Genomic DNA, 17,997 nt, shown 5'->3' on the forward strand with positions numbered 1-17,997 from the left:
CGGCCTTCGGTGTGCATTCGGTTGGGTACCGCGTGTCGCCGCGTGGCCCGACGTCAGTGTGTGATGTCGGCGTTCTCGCGCTCTTCGTCGGCGATGTCGTCGTCTTGAGCGGAGAACTCGGGGATGGCCTTGGTGCGCGAGCCGGTCACGGACTTGGTGTTGCCGCCGATCGACCTGCGCTGATCCGGAACCCCGTCCAGCAGTTCGCTTTCCCGGTTGACCGCCGCGAGCATGGCGGGCACCGAGTCGAGCTGGCCGCGGATGCCGAGCAGCTGGGCAAGCACCCGACCGCGCAGCACGCGCATCTCCTCGGCCAGTTCCTTCGCGTGCGCGATCTTGCGCTCGGAGGTCTGGGTGGCGGAGGTGATGAGGCGGTTCGACTCGTCGGTCGCGTCCTTGATCCGCTGTGCGGCCTCGGCGCGGCTGGTGGCCTCGAGTTCCTCCATGGCGCGGGTGAGCTTGGTGCGCCGCTCCGACATGGTGACCTCGAAGTCCTGCTGGGTCGCCTTGCGCTTGGCATCGGCTTCTTTGCCAAGACGATCGGCCTCGGCCTGTGCGGCCTCGATGATCTTGGCGGATTCGGTACGCGCGTTCGCCAGGGTCTGCTCAAACTCGATCTCGAGCGCCTCGCGCTTTTCTTTGGTCTCGGCCAGCAACGACTCGTACTTGCCACGCATTTCGGTGGCTTGCTGCTCCGCGATCGACACCATTTCCGCGGCCTCGGCTTGCGCCAGGGCGCGGACCTCGGAGGCCTCGTCGGAGGCCAGCCGGAGCATGCGGGAGATGCGGTCGGACATGCCTTCCGCAGTAGTCGGCGGAACTGAGAGTCGGTCGACCTCCTTGCGGAGTTCGTCGATCTCGTCCCGCGCGTCCTCCAACTGGCTCGCAAGGTTACGGGCTTGTGCCGCAGCAGCATCGCGGTCGGTGGCGGTGACCCTCAGCTCTGCATCGAAGCGGTCGAAGTAGTTGCGTACCTCGTCTTGCGCATAACCCTTGCGCACAACGGTGAAGGGCAGTGCAACGAAGCGATTGCGATCGGACTCAGGTGACGACATGGCCAACAAACTACAGCCTACCGGGGCATCATGGTGACTCGACTGCGAATGTGATTCAGACGAGATTTTCCGACCAGATCTTGGTACTAGTGCGTAACGTTCGCGTTCGGTTCGACCAACTCGATCAGCACACCACCAGCATCCTTCGGGTGGATGAAATTGATGCGGGAATCGGCCGTTCCGTGCCGCGGGGCCTCGTACAGCAAACGCAGACCTCGATCACGCAGGTATGTCGAGACCGCATCGATGTCGGTGACCCGGTAGGCCAGTTGCTGTAGGCCCGGTCCGCTGCGGTCGATGAACTTGGCGATGGTCGAGTCGGCGTTCAAGGGCGCCAGCAACTGCAAGGCGGTCGCGCTGTCGGGTGCGCCGGGCAGCGACAGCATGGCCTCGTGCACGCCCTGGCTCTCATTGACTTCCCTATGCGTCTCGATCATGCCGAGATTCTCGGCGTACCAGGCAATTGCGGCATCCAGGTCGGGCACCGCGATGCCGACGTGGTCGACGGCGATGACGTAGTCGCCGGGGATGAAGCTCGAAGGATCCATAACGTTGCTCACTACTCGAACGTAGCGCGTACCTGGCACGGGTCGCTCGAGCCGGACAAGCTACCGTGGGTACAAGGCTTGATGCCGCGCTGCCCTCGGGTACGGCGCGGCCGTTTGGATCTGCGAATGCTGTTAGAGAAAAAGAGGGATCGTCGTGACCACTTCCGTGATCGTCTCCGGTGCGCGTACCCCGGTCGGTCGGCTGCTCGGAGGGCTGAAGGACTTCAGCGGGTCCGACCTGGGCGGCTTCGCGATAAAGGCGGCCCTGGAGAAGGGCGGCGTCGCGCCCGAGAAGGTCGACTACGTGATCATGGGCCAGGTGCTCACCGCAGGCGCGGGCCAGATCCCGGCGCGGCAGGCGGCCGTGGCCGCCGGCATCCCGATGGACGTGCCCGCGCTGACCCTGAACAAGGTGTGCCTGTCGGGCATCAATGCGATCGCCCTGGCCGATCAGCTGATTCGCGCCGGCGAGTACGAGATCGTCGTCGCGGGCGGCCAGGAGTCGATGAGCCAGGCCCCGCATCTGCTCGAAAAGAGCAGGGAGGGCTTCAAATACGGCGATGCGACGCTGCGCGACCACATGGCCTACGACGGGCTGTACGACATCTTCACCGACCAGCCGATGGGCGTGCTGACCGAACAACGCAACGACACCGAGCCGGTGAGCCGCGCGGATCAGGATGCGTTCGCGGCGGCCTCGCACCAGCGTGCGGCGGCGGCGTGGAAAAACGGGCTCTTCGACGACGAGGTCGTGCCGGTCGCGGTGCCGCAGCGCAAGGGCGACCCGGTGCTGGTTTCCGCCGACGAGGGCATCCGTGCGGACACCACCGCCGAATCGCTTGCCAAGCTGCGCCCGGCTTTCCGTAAGGACGGCACCATCACCCCGGGTACCGCCTCGCAGATCTCCGACGGCGCGGCCGCGGTCGTGGTGATGAGCAAGGCCAAGGCCGAGGAACTCGGCCTTGGCTGGATCGCCGAGATCGGCGCCGCGGGTGTGGTTGCCGGTCCGGACTCCTCGCTGCAGGACCAGCCCGCCAATGCGATCGCCAAGGCATGCGCGCGCGAAGGCATTTCGCCCACGGACCTCGACCTGGTCGAGATCAACGAGGCGTTCGCGGCGGTGGGCATCGCCTCCACTCGCAAGCTGGGCATCGATCCGGAGAAGGTCAACGTTAACGGCGGCGCGATCGCCATCGGCCATCCGCTGGGCATGTCGGGTGCGCGGATCCTGCTGCATCTGGCGCTGGAGCTGAAGCGTCGCGGTGGCGGCGTCGGCGCGGCCGCGCTGTGCGGTGGCGGCGGCCAGGGCGATGCGCTGATCATCAAGGTGTGACGGGTTCAACTACGGCTCGTCGTAGGCGTCCGGCACAATGGTGGCCATGGGCAATTTCTTCGACCTGAGCACCGTCGCCAAGCGGTTCCGCTTCATCGCGGTGCTGGAGGCCATTTCGTGGGTCTTTCTGATCGTCGGCATGGTGTTCAAGCGACTCCCCGAGCCGGTCACCTGGCCGGTCAAGGTGTTCGGGATGACGCACGGCATCATCTTCGTGCTGTTCGTGATCACCGCGATCCTCGCGGCCCGTGAGCTGGGCTGGAATGTGAAGACGACGGTGCTCGCACTGCTGTCGAGCATTCCGCCGTTCTTCACGGCGCTGTTCGAGGTGTGGGCGGTGCGCGCGGGTCACTTGGGTGAGCTGAGCAACGCCGACTCCGGGGCTCCCGCATCCGTCACGACGTGACAAACTGGAAGCTGTGACTCGACCTGCTGCACGCCGTCCTTCGCCCGCCGCCGTAGCCGCTATGTCCGGTGCGGTGGATCTGTCCAGCCTGAAGCAACCTCCCGCCGGCGCGGCCGGTGCGCCAGGTGGCGACTACGCGGTGAACGAGACGGATTTCGAGACGAAGGTCCTGCGCCGTTCGATCACGGTGCCGGTGGTCGTCGTGCTGTACTCGCAGCGCAGCCCCGGGAGCATCGAGCTGGTCAAGCTGCTGGAGCGGCTCGTCGCCGAAGACGGCGGCAGCTGGGCCCTGGCAACCGTCGAGGCCGAGACCAACATGCGGATCGCGCAGGCGTTCGGTGTGCAGGGCATCCCGACGGTGATCGCGGTCGCGGGCGGCCAGCCGCTCGCGGACTTCCAAGGCGCCCAGCCGGAGCCGCAGGTCCGGCAGTGGCTGCGGGCGGTCATCGACGCGGTGGTGGGCAAGCTCGAAGGCGAGGAAGGCGGCGAGCCGCAACCCGCCGAGGATCCCCGCTTCGCCGCCGCGGAGGCGGCGCTGGAGCAGGGTGACCTGGCCGGCGCCGAGGCTGCGTACGAGGCCATCATCGCCGCCGAGCCGAACAACGACGAGGCCAAGAGCGCGCTTCGGCAGCTGCGCTTCCTGAACCGCGCCCAGGCAATCCCGGAGTCCGCGATCGCGACCGCCGATGTCGATCCCGCCGATGTCGACGCCGCCCTCGACGCCGCCGACCTGGAACTGCTCAACCAGCAGCCCGAGGCCGCCTTCGACCGGCTGATCGCGCTGATCAAGCGCACCGCGGGCGATGACCGCACCAAGGCCCGCACGCGCCTGCTCGAGCTGTTCGAGCTCTTCGACCCGGCCGAGCCGATCGTCGTCGGGGCACGCAGGAAGCTCGCCGCCGCCCTGTACTGAGGTCGGCCGCTACACTGATCGACCGCTGCCGAGACTGAGATCGATCGGCTGAGGCCGGGCGCGGCGGTCGAGCTCGCGCTCAGGATTCGGGTGCGAGCCAGACGGCGCTGTTCGGGGCGAGTGCCACGGTCGCCGAAGCGGGTCTGCCGTGCCACGGCTTCTCGGTCGCGGTGACGCCGCCGAGATTGCCGATGCCGGAACCGCCGTACTCGATCGCGTCGGTGTTGAGGATTTCGCGCCAGCGGCCGGTGGCGGGCAGGCCGACGCGGTATTCGCCGTGTACCGAGCCGGAGAAGTTGTAGACGCAGGCGACCATCGAGCCGTCCGAGCCGTAGCGCAGGAAGGCGAGGACGTTGTTGGTCCGGTCGTCGGCCTCGATCCAGGAGTAGCCGCCGGGCGCGGTGTCCTGTGTCCAGAACGCGGGGTGCGCGCGGTAGACCGTGTTGAGGGCGCGGACGGCGGCCGTAATGCCTTGGTGCAGTGGGTTGTCCAGTTCCTGCCAGTCCAGACCGCGGTCGTGCGACCACTCGCGGAACTGGCCGAAATCCTGCCCCATGAACAGCAATTGCTTGCCAGGGTGGGCCCACATATAGGCCAACAGCGCGCGTACCCCCGCGGCCTTGCCGAAGTCGTCGCCGGGCATCCTGGTCCACAGTGTGCCCTTGCCGTGCACGACCTCGTCGTGGCTGATCGGCAGCACGTAGTTCTCGCTCCACGCGTAGACCAGCGAGAAGGTGATCTCGTTGTGGTGCCAGGAGCGGTGGATGGGGTCGCGGGCCAGGAAGCCGAGGGTGTCGTGCATCCAGCCCATGTTCCACTTCATGGTGAATCCGAGGCCGCCGACGTCGGTGCCGCGGGTGACGCCGGGCCAACTCGTGGACTCCTCGGCGACGGTGACGATGCCGGGGTGGTGGCGGTGCAGGGTGTTGTTGAGATCCTGCAGGAAGTCGACGGCCTCCAGGTTTTCCCGGCCGCCGTGCACGTTCGGTTCCCAACCCCCTTCGGGGCGTGAGTAATCCAGGTACAGCATGGAGGCGACGGCATCGACGCGTAGGCCGTCGATGTGGAATTCCTCGATCCAGTACCGCGCGTTGGCGACGAGAAAGTTGCGGACCTCGTTGCGGCCGAAGTCGAAAACGTAGGTGCCCCAGTCGAGTTGCTCGCCGCGCCGGGGGTCGGCGTGTTCGTAGAGCGGGGTGCCGTCGAAGCGGGCCAGCGCCCATTCGTCGCGCGGGAAGTGCGCGGGCACCCAGTCCAGGAGCACGCCGATGCCCGCGGCGTGCAGGTGGTCGACGAAGGCGCGGAAGTCGTCGGGGGAACCGAAGCGGGAGGTGGGCGCATAGTACGAGGTGACCTGATACCCCCAGGAGCCGCCGAAGGGATGCTCGGCGATGGGCAGCAGTTCGATGTGGGTATACCCGGCGTCACGCACGTAATCGGCTAGCTGGAGGGCCAATTCGCGGTAGCCCAGCCCCGGACGCCACGATCCGAGATGCACCTCGTAGACGCTCATCGGCGCGCGCGTGGGATCGGTGCGCTCGCGCTGCCGCACCCAGGCGAGATCGCCCCACACGTAATGGCTTTCGGTCACCACCGAGGCGGTGGCGGGCGGGGCCTCGGTCGCGAACGCCAGCGGGTCGGCATGATCGACGGTCCGTCCGTCCGCGCCGTGAATCCGGAACTTGTATTTGGTGCCGACGCCGACACCAGGCACGAACACCTCCCACACCCCGGATGACCTGAGCCCGCGCATCGGCGCGGTGTTCCCGCTCCAGCCGTCGAAATCCCCGATCACGGTGACGCCTCGGGCATTCGGCGCCCATACCGCGAACGAGGTGCCATCCACGTCGCCGTCGAGGGTGGTGTAGTGGCGGGGGTGCGCGCCGAGCACGTCCCACAGCCGTTCGTGGCGGCCCTCGCCGATCAGGTGCAGGTCGAGCTCGCCGACGGTGGGCAGGAAGCGATAGCCGTCGGCGCTGATGATGGTCTGGCCTCCCGGGTAGGTGGTCACCAGGCGATAGTCCATGAGGTCCGGGTAGGGCAGCACCGCACCGAAAACGCCGTGCCCCAAGGATTTCAGTAGGTGTTCGACATCGCCGACGCGGGCGGACACCGTCTCCGCGTGCGGGCGCAGCGCCCGGACCACGGTGCCGTCCGGGTGTGGATGCGCGCCGAGCACGGTGTGCGGGTCGGCGTGCGTTCCGGCGGCAAGCAGCATCAGGTCGCGGCGATTCAGCAGGGCGCCGTCGCTCATCCGAAGGTCCTCCGAAAGGACAGTTCGGCGCGCACCTGCTGCGGCACCGGTGGCAGCGCCAGAATATGGGCGACGGCGCGGGCGGGATCCAGGCGCACGTAATTCGTTTGCGCCCAATGGTATTCCTCTCCGCTGACCTCGTCGTAGACGACGGGGTGGCCGTGCCATTCATGCCCGATCGCGGGCAGGTCCAGCGAGATCATGCCCTGCTCGGCGCCGAATGGGTTGAGGTTCAACACGATCAGCACCGCATCACCGCTGATCGGATCGATCTTCGAGTAGGCGATCAGCGCGTCGTTGTCGACATGATGGAAATGGATGCCGCGCAGCTGCTGCAGGGCCGGGTGGGCGCGGCGGATCTCGTTGAGCCGAGTGATCCACGGCTCCAACGATTCTCCGCACGCCAGCGCCTCGGCGAACGGTCGCGGGCGTAGTTCGTACTTTTCCGAATCGAGGTATTCCTCGCTGCCCGGCCGCACCGCCTGGTGCTCGAACAGCTCGAATCCTGAATAGATCCCCCAGGTGGGGGCGAGGGTGGCGGCCATTGTCGCGCGGATGGCGAACATGCCGGGTCCGCCGTGCTGCAGGCTCTCGTGCAGGATGTCGGGGGTGTTGGTGAACAGGTTCGGCCTGGCCTCGTCGGCCTTGGCGGCCAACTCGTTGCCGAACTCGGTCAGCTCCCATTTGGCGACGCGCCAGGTGAAATACGTGTAGGACTGACTAAATCCGCGCCGGGCCAAGCCGTACAGCCGGGCCGGGCGAGTGAACGCCTCGGAAAGGAAGATTACGTCGGGATCGGTGCGCCGCACGTGCGTGATCAGCCACTCCCAGAAATCGGCAGGTTTGGTGTGCGGGTTGTCGACCCGGAAGATCTTGACGCCCAAGCCGATCCAGTGCCGGACCACGCGCAGCACCTCGGCGTACAGGCCGTCGGGGTCGTTGTCGAAGTTGACCGGATAGATGTCCTGGTACTTCTTCGGCGGGTTCTCAGCATAGGCGATGGTGCCGTCCGGCAGGGTGGTGAACCATTCCGGATGCGCCTGCACCCAGGGATGATCGGGCGCGCATTGTAGGGCCAGGTCGAGGGCCACCTCGAGGCCGAGTTCGGCAGCGGTAGAGACGAATTCGCGGAAGTCCGCCTCGGTGCCGAGGGCGCGGTGGATGGCGTCGTGCCCGCCGTCCTTCGAGCCGATCGCCCACGGTGAGCCGACATCGCCGGGTCCGGCCGCGAGAGCGTTATTGCGGCCCTTGCGGTTGATCTCGCCGATCGGATGGATGGGCGGCAGGTAGACGACGTCGAAACCCATGCCTGCGATGCGTGGCAGTTCCTTTGCCGCGGTGGCGAAGGTGCCGTGGATCGGCTTGCCCGCGCCGTCGCGGCCGCCGGTCGAGCGGGGGAAGAATTCGTACCAGGAGCCGTAGAGCGCGCGCTGCCTCTCGACGTGCACGGTGTGCTGAGGGCCGCGGGTGATCATGTCGCGCAGCGGGGTCGCGCGCAGGATCTCGGCGACCTCCTCGGTGAAGGCGGGCGCGACCCGGGCGGGCAGCTGCTCGTCGCTGCGCAAGGCCGCGGCGGCTGCGCGCAACCGCTCGAACTGTCGTTTCGGTACCGCCTGCGCGGCCCGTTCGAACAGCCGGGCGCCGATCTCGAGATCGTTGGCGAGGTCGGCGGCGCTCTGTCCGACGGACAGTTTCGCCTCCACCGCCGCCCGCCAGGTGGCGATCGGATCGCTCCACCCCTCGATGCGGAAAGTCCAGGCACCGGGCAGGTTCGGGGTGAAGGTGGCGTTGAAGACGTCGGGCTCGAAGTCCGGGGACATCCGGATCCTGGTGGCCCGCGCCGATCCCGGCGAGCGCACCACCAGCGTCGCGGCCACGGCGTCGTGGCCCTCGCGCCACACCACCGCGCGCACCGGGAACACCTCGCCGACCACGGCCTTGGCTGGGCGGCCCCCGGGGATAGCTGGGGCGGTGTCATCGATGGCGATGCGGCCGGTCACCTCGACCAACCTACCGGCAATGCGGCCCAGACCACGCAATCAGCGCGCGTCGGCGGCGAGACCGAGCCCGAGCGCGAGCGCGACCAGCACTGCGCCGAGCGCCCGCTCGACCCGCTGCCGGATTCCGGTCCGCCGCAGCCAGGCCCCGGCTCGGTCGGCGGCCAGCACGATCGCGACGCAAAAGGCGATATCGATGACGAACTGAATGACCGCGAGGATCACGACGGTGGGCAGCACCGGGCCGGTGGAGGGCAGGAACTGCGGCAGGATCGTCAACCCGAAGACCGCTGCCTTCGGGTTGACGGCGATGGAGATCAGCGACGCACGGAACGCCGCGGCGGCCGTGCGTCCGGATGGCAGCATCTTCGTCATGGTGCTGCCGACGTCGCCGCGCGTCCCGCGCCAGGCCTGCACACCGAGCCAGATCAGCACCAGCGCACCGACGACGTGCACCGCGGTATTCATGAACTTGTTGGCGACCAGCAGCACCGACAGCCCCGCGCCACCCGCGAGCGTCCAGCCGAGCACGCCGATCTTATTCCCGGCCACCGCGGCCAGTCCGCCCGCGCGGCCATCCCGGACCGCGCGCTGGAGAAACAGTGCGGTGGCAGGTCCGGGTAGTACGGCCAGAATCAGGCAGGCCAGCAGGAATTGGGGGAGTACATCGACCCAGTGCGGCATCAGCCGATGCTGCCATCCGGTCGGCCGCGCCGCGACAGGTGATTTCGGCCCTGTTCGCGGTGCTCGAGGGGGTGCGATGCTGTGGTGTGCCGGACAGGTGACCACTGCTGAACCTCGAGGTCGGTGCTGTGGACGCCGATTGCGAATCGAATTGCGGTCTCAGGTGGGCTGTGCCCGGGCAAGTGAGCTGCGCCGCCGGGGTCGGCCGGTGGCGACGGCGTTGGTAGGGTTCGGCTGGTGAAGGCACTTCGTCGATTCACCGTTCGTGCCCATCTACCCGAGCGTCTGGCGGCCCTGGGCGAACTCTCCACGAATCTGCGCTGGTCGTGGCATTGGCCGACGCAGGATCTGTTCGCGGCGTTGGACCCGCAGTTGTGGGTCGAGGTCGGGCACGATCCGGTGCGGATGCTGGGGGAGGTGCCCGCGGTGCGGCTGGACGAGCTTGCCGCCGACGCCGATTATGTCGGCCGGGTGGACGCCGCGGCCGCGGATCTGCGGGACTATCTGGCGCGGCCGGGCTGGTTCCAGCGTCAGACCGGTGAGCCGGGTGTGCAAGGCATTGCCTACTTCTCGATGGAGTTCGGCGTCACCGAGGTGCTGCCGAACTATTCCGGTGGTCTCGGCATCCTGGCGGGCGATCATCTGAAGGCCGCATCGGATCTCGGTCTGCCGCTGATCGGTGTCGGATTGCTGTATCGGTCCGGGTATTTCCGGCAGTCGCTGTCCGCGGACGGCTGGCAGACCGAGCACTATCCGGCGTTGGACCCCCAGGGCCTTCCGCTGCGACTGCTGACCGCCGACGAGTCGCCGGTGCTCATCCACGTGGCGATGCCCGATCAGCGGGTGCTGCGGGCGCGGGTGTGGATCGCGCAGGTCGGGCGAGTGTCGCTGCTGCTGCTGGATTCCGATATCGCGGAGAACGATCAGGAGCTGCGCGCGGTCACCGACCGGCTCTATGGCGGCGATCAGGACCACCGGATCAAGCAGGAGATCCTGGCGGGCGTCGGCGGAGTGCGGGCGGTCCGCGCCTACACCCGCGCGGCCGGGCTGCCCGATCCCGATGTGTTCCATATGAACGAAGGCCACGCGGGTTTCCTCGGTGTCGAGCGGATACGCGAATATGTCTCGGCCGGATTGGATTTCGAGACCGCGCTGGCCGCGGTGCGGGCCGGGACGGTGTTCACCACGCACACCCCGGTGCCCGCCGGTATCGACCGGTTCCCGATGCCCTTGGTGCGCAGGTACTTCGGCGCCGCGCATGGTGAATCCGAATCCGCGCTGCTGCCAGGACTTTCCGTTGACCGGATCGCGGCGTTGGGGCGTGAAGCCGATCCGTCCGTTTTCAACATGGCGCATATGGGTCTGCGACTTGCCCAGCGCGCCAACGGTGTTTCGAAGCTGCACGGCGAGGTGAGCCGTGCGATGTTCGCGCCGCTGTGGCCGGGATTCGACGCCGCCGAGGTGCCGATCGGTTCGGTGACCAACGGTGTGCACGCGCCGACCTGGGCGGCGCGGGAATGGATCGAGAAGGCGCGCGAGTACATCGGCGCCGAGCTGGTGGAGGAGGCGCGCGGCTGGGAGAAGCTGCGCGACGTCGACCTCGGCGAGCTGTGGTCGACCCGGAATACGTTGCGCGCCACGCTCGTCGCCGAGGTGCGCCGTCGGGTGCGGGCGTCCTGGCTGGAGCGCGGCGCGGCCGAGGCCGAATTGGGTTGGGCCGATGAGGTTTTCGATCCGTCCGTGCTGACCGTCGGGTTCGCCCGCCGGGTGCCGACCTACAAGCGACTGACCCTGATGCTGCGCGACCCGCAAAGGCTGCGTGCACTGCTGCTGGATCCCGACCGGCCGATGCAGCTGGTGGTGGCGGGCAAGAGTCACCCCGCCGACGACGGTGGCAAGGCGCTCATCCAGGAGGTGGTCCGCTTCGCCGACGATCCCGACGTGCGCCACCGCATCATCTTCCTGCCCGACTACGACATGTCGATGGCCCGCTACCTGTACTGGGGTTGCGATGTGTGGCTGAACAATCCGTTGCGTCCGCTGGAAGCGTGCGGCACCTCGGGCATGAAGTCCGCCCTCAACGGCGGCCTCAACCTGTCCATCCGCGACGGCTGGTGGGACGAGATGTACGACGGCGAGAACGGTTGGGCCATCCCGACCGCCGACGGCGTCACCGACGAACACCGCCGCGACGATCTGGAGGCCGCCGCACTCTACGACCTGTTCGAGCGCACCGTTGCCCCCCGCTTCTACGACCGCGATCTGTCCGATATGCCGGTGCGCTGGGTCGAAATGGTCCGCCACACCCTGCAAACCCTCGGCCCGAAGGTGCTGGCCTCGCGCATGGTCCGCGACTATGCCGTCGACTACTACGCACCGGCCGCCGCGGCCTGCCAGCGCGCGACCGCCGGCGAGTTCGCCGCGGCCCGCGCTGTCGTGGACTACCGCCGCCGGATCGAGGCGGCATGGCCGTCGGTGAAGGTGATCCAGGTGGACAGCGCGGGCCTGCCCGACACCCCGGTGATCGGCGCGCACCTGGCCCTGTCGGCCCGCATCGACCTCGGCGGACTGACCCTATCCGACGTCACCGTCCAAGCCGTCCTCGGCCGAGTATCCCCGACCGACGACCTCTCCGACGTCACCACGATCCCGATGACCCACACCGGATCCGATTCAGGCGTGGACCTTTTCGCCGCCGACATTCCGGTCCAACTCTCCGGCGCGGTCGGCTACACGGTCCGGGTACTGCCGCACAGCGACCTGCTGGCCAGCGACGCCGAACTAGGTTTGGTGGCAGCACCGAGGGCTTGAACAAGCGGAGGCCCCCAAAAGGGCCTGCCGGGGTGAGTACGGCTGATGGCGGCTGCCGGGTCCGGCATGCTCGTCATGGGGCTGTGGGCGAAGTATCCACTTGCGCCGGGTATGGGCCTCAACGCGTTCTTCGCCTACTCGGTGGTGCTCGGCATGGGGATTCCGTGGCAGGTGGCGCTGTCGGGGACGTTCCTGTCCGGCCTGATCTTCTTCGTCCTCGCGGTCACCAAGATGCGCGAACGGATCCTCAATGCCATTCCGATGCAGATGAAGCTGGCCGTCGGCGCGGGTATCGGGCTGTTCGTGGCGTTCCTCGGTTTGAAGAACGCGGGGATCGTGGTCAACAGCGACGCCACCCTCGCCGGACTCAACGAAGTCACCGGCGGCATCCTGTTGCTGCTCGGCCCTCTGAAAACGGTCTCATGCGCAGACGTTGTGCGACAGGGGATTTGGATGCGCAGGGGAGTGGGTGGTTTCCCCGCGCCGCGTGCAGGGCTTGGCGCGGGGGCCGCCGATACGTTCGGAGTGGGAATTGAGGTTCCGCCGAAGTATCAAGATCAAATTTACTTCTATCTGGAAGTAACCGCGCGCTTTGTGAGTGGATTGCCCGGGCATTGCGGGCGCGTAGGCGTTCGGGATTGGCCTGGTTTTATGGATTGGCAGAGCTCAGTCGCTCCAGTGCCTTCGTCACCACGTCCGGGTCGGAGGTCTCCCAGTACGGTGGCAGCGAGGCGCGCAGGTAGCCGCCGTAGCGGGCGGTGGCCAGGCGGGAATCGAGGATTGCCACCACGCCGCGGTCATCGACGCTGCGCAGGAGCCTGCCGGTGCCCTGGGCCAGCAGCAACGCCGCATGGTTGGCCGCCACGGTCATGAAGCCATTGCCGCCGCGCGATTCCACCGCTCGCTGCCGCGCCGTCAGCAGCGGATCATCGGGCCGAGGGAAGGGAATCCGATCGAGGATCACCAGGCTCAGCGACGGGCCGGGCACATCGACGCCCTGCCACAGCGACAGCGTGCCGAACAGCGAGGTCTCCGGGTCGTCCGCGAATTTGCGGACAAGTGCGCCGGTCGAGTCGTCTCCTTGGCACAGCACCGGGGTGTCGAGGCGGCCGCGCAGCGCCTCGGTGGCCGCCTTGGCGGCACGCATCGACGAGAACAGGCCAAGCGTGCGGCCGCCTGCGGCGCGGATCAGTCGCTCGATTTCGTCGAGATACGCGGGCGCAAGCCCGTCGCGGCCGGGGGCGGGCAGATGCTTGGCGACGTACAGGATGCCGGACTTGGCGTGGTCGAACGGCGAGCCGACATCGAGCGAGTTCCAGCGCACGGTGGTGGCGTCCGACGGTGCCTCGGCGCCGTTGGCGGTGGTCGCGTCGATGCGGTTGCCCGACTGCGCGGGCAGGCCCCAGGTGATCGCGAGCCCGTCGAAGGAACCGCCGATCTGCAGTGTGGCCGAGGTAAGCACGACGGTGGCGGTGCCGAAGAGCCTGCTGCGCAGCAGGCCACCCACCGAAAGCGGCGCCATCCGCAGCGTGCGCCGGGTGACGCCACGCATCTCGTCGGCGGCCAGCCAGATGACATCGCGTCGGGACGCCGGATCGGGTTCATCGAAGGCTGTCAGGGCACGGACTGCGCTGTCGTGTACTTCGTCGATCGCGGCCAGCGCCTGGGTGCGGGCGGCGGCGCTCTCCGGGTCGCCCTGCGCGGTGGTGCCGCCTTGCGGCGCCAGTGCGGTGCGCACATTCCACGCGGCGTCGCGGACGAGGGCGAGCACCGGTGCGGCGCCGTCGGGCAAGGCGTCCCAGCGCGCGGCGGGCAGCTCGTCCAGCACGTTGTGCCAGGCGTCGGCCGCGCCCTCCAATCGGTCGACTTCCTGTTCGTCGACGAGCTTGGCGCAGCGTCGGGCGGCGGCGCTGATCGCCGTGGGGGCCAGTTCGGCGGTGGCTACGCCGGTGACCCGGTCGACCAGCTCGTGCGCCTCGTCGATAACGACCACATCGTGTTCGGGAAGTATCTGGATGCCGCTGATCGCGTCGATGGCGAGCAGGGCGTGATTGGTCACGACAACATCGGCCCGTGCGGATTCCGCGCGGGCGCGTTCCGCGTAACAGTCCTGGCCGAACTGGCAGCGCGACTTGCCGAGGCATTCGCGCGACGACACGCTGACCTGTCGCCAGGCCCGATCGGTCACGCCGGGCGCGAGTTCGTCGCGATCGCCGGTCTCGGTGTCGGAGGCCCACTCGTTGAGCCGCTGCACCTCCCGGCCGAGCCGGGAGATCGCGAACGCGTCGAACAGCTCCGCTTCGGCCGGCTCGTCCGGGATCACGCTATTGATCTTGTTCAGGCACAGATAGTTGTTGCGCCCCTTGAGGATCGCGAACTTCGCCGCCCGCCCGAGCGGCTTGCTCAGCGCCTCGGACAGCCGCGGTAGATCCCGATCCACCAGCTGCCGCTGCAGCGCGATCGTCGCGGTCGACACCACCACGGTCCGCCCCGTGCGCACCGCATGCCGCAGGCTCGGCACCAGATACGCCAGCGACTTACCTGTCCCGGTCCCCGCCTGCACTGCGAGATGCTCCTTGGTGTCGATGGCATGGTCCACCGCCGCCGCCATCGTCATCTGCCCGACCCGCTCCTTCCCGCCGAGCGCCTGCACGGCGGTAGCCAAAAGGTCGGAGGTCGGCGGCAGTTCGGGCACGCGAAGAGCCTACTGGTCCCCACCGACAACGCCGTCGGCCTGTCGCTTTCCCGCCGCTGTACGAAAGGCAAGGCGATGCGGCAGGGCCGCTAGCCGGTGACCGTGCCCTCGAGTTCGATACCGGCCGCGCGCATTCGGTTCAGGGCGGTGGCGGTGGTTTCGGGGGCGACGCCTGCGGTCAGGTCCAGTAGGACGCGGGTGTCGAAGCCTGCGGATTCGGCGTCGAGGGCGGTGGCGCGGACGCAGTGATCGGTGGCGATGCCGACCACGTCGACCTCGTCGATGTCGTGGGCATGCAGCCAGTCGGCGAGGGCGGTGCCGTCGGATGCGGCGCCCTCGAAACCCGAATAGGCGGCTGAGTATTCGCCCTTGGAGAAGATCTCCTGGATGGGTTGGGTGTCCAGGTTCGGGTGGAAATCGGCGCCCGGTGTGCCGACTCGGCAGTGCGGCGGCCAGGTGGCCACGTAGTCGGGGTTGTCGGAGAAGTGGGCGCCCGGATCGATGTGATAGTCGCGGGTGGCGACGATCGCGTCGTAGTCGGTGGCGGCGAGGTGGCCGCTGATGCGTTCGGCGACCGCGGCGCCGCCGGTGACGGCCAGTGATCCACCCTCGCAGAAATCGTTCTGCACGTCGACGATGATCAATCCTCGGCTCATGGCGACATCCCTTTCCCACGATGTAAACGACAGCGACCCCGCCTGCGGATTACATTGTGCCGCCTGATCGCACGGGCGGCGGATGTCACCTGGAGGAAAACGTGAACAACACCGTCACAATGTGCGTGGCCGTAGTCGTCGGCTATGCGACGTATATCGGGGTCTCCATGCTGTTGGGCGACCGGCCCGACGACGCGGGCGGCTGGATCAGGTTGCTGGTCGGTGGGGTGCTGATCATGCTCATCGTCGTCGCGACGGTCGAGTGGATGAACGGCAGGCGCCGGGCCGCGGTCAACTCAGGAATGTCGTCGGGATCGCCGGATCCCCGTCCGACAGTTTCAGACCCTCCCACGGAAGGCTGACCAGCCCGAGCGACACCAGCTTGCGACTGTCGGCGAGCGTCGGCAGCCCGTCGACCACCTCGCCGCCGCGCACCAGCGGGACCAGCAGTTCACGGACCTCGAATCCGTCTGCGGCAGGCGCGGTTCCGGCGGCCGGGTACACAATTTCCTCGACGACGGTGCCGGTTCGCCGCGCCAGCCGGACCGCCTTCTTGGTGCCGCCGCGCGACTCCTTGTGGCTGCTGCGCTTGGCCACCGGCAGGCCGTCCACCTCGACCAGCTTGTAGACCATGCCCGCGGTGGGTGCGCCGGATCCGGTGACCAGCGACGTGCCTACGCCGTAGGCATCGACCGGTTCGGCGCGCAGCGCGGCGATGGCGTACTCGTCGAGATCGCCGGACACCACGATGCGGGTCTTGGTGGCGCCGAGGCCGTCGAGCTGGTCGCGCACCTGCTTGGCCAGCACACCGAGATCGCCGGAGTCGAGACGCACGCCGCCCAGCTCTGGACCGGCGACCTCGATCGCCGTCGCGACGCCCTGGGTGATGTCGAAGGTGTCCACCAGCAGCGTCGTCCCGACGCCGAGCGCCTCGATCTGGCTGCGGAACGCGGCCGCCTCGTGCGCGCCGTCGGCGGCGCTGTGCAGCAGGGTGAACGCGTGCGCGCTGGTGCCCGCGCCGGGCACGCCGAAGGTGCGCACAGCCTCCAGATTCGAGGTGGCGTCGAAGCCCGCCAGATACGCGGCGCGGGAGCTGGACGGCGCGGCGAGCTCATGGGCGCGCCGCGAGCCCATCTCGATCATCCGGCGTCCGGCGGCGACACTCACCATGCGCGCGGCGGCCGAGGCAATCGCGCTGTCGTGGTTGAGGATCGACAGGGCGATGGTCTCCAGGACGACGCATTCGGCGAAGCTGCCGCGCACCGAAAGGATCGGGGAGCCGGGGAAATACAGCTCGCCCTCGGAGTATCCGTCGATATCGCCGGCGAACCGGTAGTCGCGCAGCCAATCGACGGTCTCGGCGTTCAGGAAACCGGCAGCGACCTCCAGTTCCGGTTCGCCGAATCGAAAGTGTGCCAGCGCCTCCAGCAGCCTGCCCGTGCCTGCCACGACACCGTAGCGGCGGCCGTGTGGCAACCTTCGGGCGAACACCTCGAAGGTGCAGCGACGGTGCGCCGAGCCGTCGGCGAGCGCCGCCGCGAGCATGGTCAGCTCGTACTGATCTGTCAGCAGCGCGGTGCTCGTCACGCTGTCCCGAATGTCCACGCAGCCACTCTAGACAGCGCTGGCGGGCATGATAGGCGGGTGCTCTTGGGACGTCTCCCAGAATGCCGGAATGATGGTGCGCGGGTGTTGTGTATCCGGAGTCGAGTCGTACCCTGAGTGTTATGGGCTTGTGCGAAGCGAACGCGGCACTGTCGGCGGCACAGGCGACTCCGGAGGCGGTCGAATACACCGAAATCCTGGAGGCCGAGGATCGTCCGTGGGTCACGGTGGTCTGGGACGACCCCGTCAACCTCATGCATTACGTCGCCTACATTTTCCAGAAGCTCTTCGGCTACAGCAAAGCGAAGGCGACCGAACTGATGCTCAAGGTGCACAACGAGGGCAAAGCGGTGGTCTCTTCGGGCTCGCGGGACAAAATGGAACAGGATGTGCGCCGGCTGCACGCGGCCGGCCTGTGGGCAACCATGCAGCGGGACGACTGACCGGTTCGACTACGCTGACGTCAGTGCGAAAGTGGAGCCGAAAGAACTCACTGAGCGGCCTCAAATTGCGCTCCGAAATGGATGCGCGTGAGGCGAGCGTGTTGCGTTCGCTGGTCGGCTCGGTCTCGGGGCTGCTGACCGAACGAGCCAACTCCGCCCCCGAAGACGATCTTTCCGCGCTGACCGGGTTGCGCACGGGCAACACCGCCCCGCCCGACGACCCGCGACTGCACCGGCTGCTGCCGGATTTCCATCGCAGCGAACCCGGTTCCCCCGACGCCGACCGCGCCGACCTCAACAGCGCGCTGCGCGGCCTGCACGAGCCGGAGATCATCGACGCCAAGCTGGCCGCGGGCTCGGTGGTCCTGAAAACGTTGCCCGAGGACGGCGGCCGGATCCTGCTGACACCCGAACAGGCCGACGCCTGGTTGACCGCGCTCACCGATGTGCGGCTGGCACTCGGCACGGTGCTCGGGATCGACGCCGAGACGCCCGACCACCTGGAACCGGATGACCCGCGCGGCCCGCATCTCGACGTGTATCACTGGCTGACCTGGATGCAGGATTCGCTACTGCAAGCGTTGGCGCCCTGAGTCC

Annotated in this window: 14 protein-coding genes and 1 pseudogene; 7 read left to right on the forward strand and 8 right to left on the reverse strand. The window is 67.8% G+C overall.

Annotated features, from left to right (window positions below; genetic code table 11):
- Positions 1 to 53: 53 nt before the first annotated feature.
- Both ACV7NQ_RS24130 and mce read right to left on the reverse strand, forming a co-directional pair.
- A complete protein-coding gene (locus ACV7NQ_RS24130) occupies positions 54 to 1,055 on the reverse strand; it encodes a hypothetical protein (RefSeq protein ID WP_463361721.1) in 1,002 nt (333 codons plus the stop codon).
- Between the two features lie 86 nt (positions 1,056 to 1,141).
- Positions 1,142 to 1,603 (reverse strand): methylmalonyl-CoA epimerase, encoded by a 462-nt coding sequence (gene mce, locus ACV7NQ_RS24135; RefSeq protein ID WP_328412773.1) that lies wholly within the window; start codon positions 1,601 to 1,603, stop codon positions 1,142 to 1,144.
- A gap of 154 nt (positions 1,604 to 1,757) precedes the next feature.
- Between mce and ACV7NQ_RS24140 the strand changes: the two genes are divergently transcribed.
- The 3 genes from ACV7NQ_RS24140 to ACV7NQ_RS24150 all read left to right on the forward strand — a co-directional run bounded on the left by ACV7NQ_RS24140 (position 1,758) and on the right by ACV7NQ_RS24150 (position 4,255).
- The gene (locus ACV7NQ_RS24140) at positions 1,758 to 2,936 is read left to right on the forward strand and encodes an acetyl-CoA C-acetyltransferase (RefSeq protein WP_463361722.1); all 1,179 of its coding nucleotides are present in this window, start codon (positions 1,758 to 1,760) and stop codon (positions 2,934 to 2,936) included.
- 46 nt (positions 2,937 to 2,982) lie between these two features.
- Positions 2,983 to 3,342, forward strand: a complete 360-nt coding sequence (locus tag ACV7NQ_RS24145; RefSeq protein WP_463361723.1) for a DUF3817 domain-containing protein — start codon at positions 2,983 to 2,985, stop codon at positions 3,340 to 3,342.
- 61 nt (positions 3,343 to 3,403) lie between these two features.
- Positions 3,404 to 4,255 (forward strand): co-chaperone YbbN, encoded by an 852-nt coding sequence (locus ACV7NQ_RS24150; RefSeq protein ID WP_463365796.1) that lies wholly within the window; start codon positions 3,404 to 3,406, stop codon positions 4,253 to 4,255.
- Positions 4,256 to 4,334: 79 nt separating this feature from the next.
- Here the strand turns inward: ACV7NQ_RS24150 and glgB are convergent, their stop codons facing one another.
- From glgB to ACV7NQ_RS24165, 3 genes are read right to left on the reverse strand one after another with little or no spacing between them, the layout of a single operon-like run.
- A complete protein-coding gene (gene glgB / locus ACV7NQ_RS24155; RefSeq protein WP_463361724.1) occupies positions 4,335 to 6,509 on the reverse strand; it encodes a 1,4-alpha-glucan branching protein GlgB in 2,175 nt (724 codons plus the stop codon).
- The gene (locus ACV7NQ_RS24160; RefSeq protein ID WP_463361725.1) at positions 6,506 to 8,509 is read right to left on the reverse strand and encodes an alpha-1,4-glucan--maltose-1-phosphate maltosyltransferase; all 2,004 of its coding nucleotides are present in this window, start codon (positions 8,507 to 8,509) and stop codon (positions 6,506 to 6,508) included. The genes glgB and ACV7NQ_RS24160 overlap by 4 nt, the downstream gene beginning before the upstream one ends.
- 39 nt (positions 8,510 to 8,548) lie before the next feature.
- Positions 8,549 to 9,190, reverse strand: coding sequence for a LysE family translocator (locus ACV7NQ_RS24165; protein ID WP_463361726.1), 642 nt, complete (start codon positions 9,188 to 9,190; stop codon positions 8,549 to 8,551).
- A gap of 237 nt (positions 9,191 to 9,427) precedes the next feature.
- Here ACV7NQ_RS24165 and glgP point away from each other — a divergent pair, with 237 nt between their 5' ends.
- Positions 9,428 to 12,001 carry an alpha-glucan family phosphorylase gene (gene glgP, locus ACV7NQ_RS24170; RefSeq protein ID WP_463361727.1) on the forward strand — a complete coding sequence of 858 codons (2,574 nt, stop codon included), beginning with the start codon at positions 9,428 to 9,430 and terminating at the stop codon, positions 11,999 to 12,001.
- A 111-nt stretch (positions 12,002 to 12,112) separates the two neighbouring features.
- A pseudogene (locus ACV7NQ_RS24175) lies at positions 12,113 to 12,385 on the forward strand (solute carrier family 23 protein); the annotation flags it as partial.
- 265 nt (positions 12,386 to 12,650) lie between these two features.
- Here the strand turns inward: ACV7NQ_RS24175 and ACV7NQ_RS24180 are convergent.
- From ACV7NQ_RS24180 to ACV7NQ_RS24190, 3 genes are all read right to left on the reverse strand, one after another.
- Positions 12,651 to 14,696 carry an ATP-dependent DNA helicase gene (locus ACV7NQ_RS24180; RefSeq protein ID WP_463361728.1) on the reverse strand — a complete coding sequence of 682 codons (2,046 nt, stop codon included), beginning with the start codon at positions 14,694 to 14,696 and terminating at the stop codon, positions 12,651 to 12,653.
- Between the two features lie 89 nt (positions 14,697 to 14,785).
- Complete coding sequence (locus ACV7NQ_RS24185) at positions 14,786 to 15,352, reverse strand: nicotinamidase (RefSeq protein ID WP_463361729.1); 567 nt, start codon at positions 15,350 to 15,352, stop codon at positions 14,786 to 14,788.
- Between the two features lie 291 nt (positions 15,353 to 15,643).
- Positions 15,644 to 16,957 carry a nicotinate phosphoribosyltransferase gene (locus ACV7NQ_RS24190; protein WP_463361730.1) on the reverse strand — a complete coding sequence of 438 codons (1,314 nt, stop codon included), beginning with the start codon at positions 16,955 to 16,957 and terminating at the stop codon, positions 15,644 to 15,646.
- Positions 16,958 to 17,079: 122 nt separating this feature from the next.
- Here ACV7NQ_RS24190 and clpS point away from each other — a divergent pair, with 122 nt between their 5' ends.
- Together clpS and aosR are read left to right on the forward strand one after the other, a co-directional pair.
- Positions 17,080 to 17,400, forward strand: coding sequence for an ATP-dependent Clp protease adapter ClpS (gene clpS, locus ACV7NQ_RS24195; RefSeq protein WP_463361731.1), 321 nt, complete (start codon positions 17,080 to 17,082; stop codon positions 17,398 to 17,400).
- Between the two features lie 23 nt (positions 17,401 to 17,423).
- A complete protein-coding gene (gene aosR / locus ACV7NQ_RS24200; RefSeq protein WP_463361732.1) occupies positions 17,424 to 17,993 on the forward strand; it encodes an oxidative stress transcriptional regulator AosR in 570 nt (189 codons plus the stop codon).
- Positions 17,994 to 17,997 lie beyond the last annotated feature (4 nt).

This window comes from Nocardia sp. Tas62D01 (assembly GCF_055232035.1).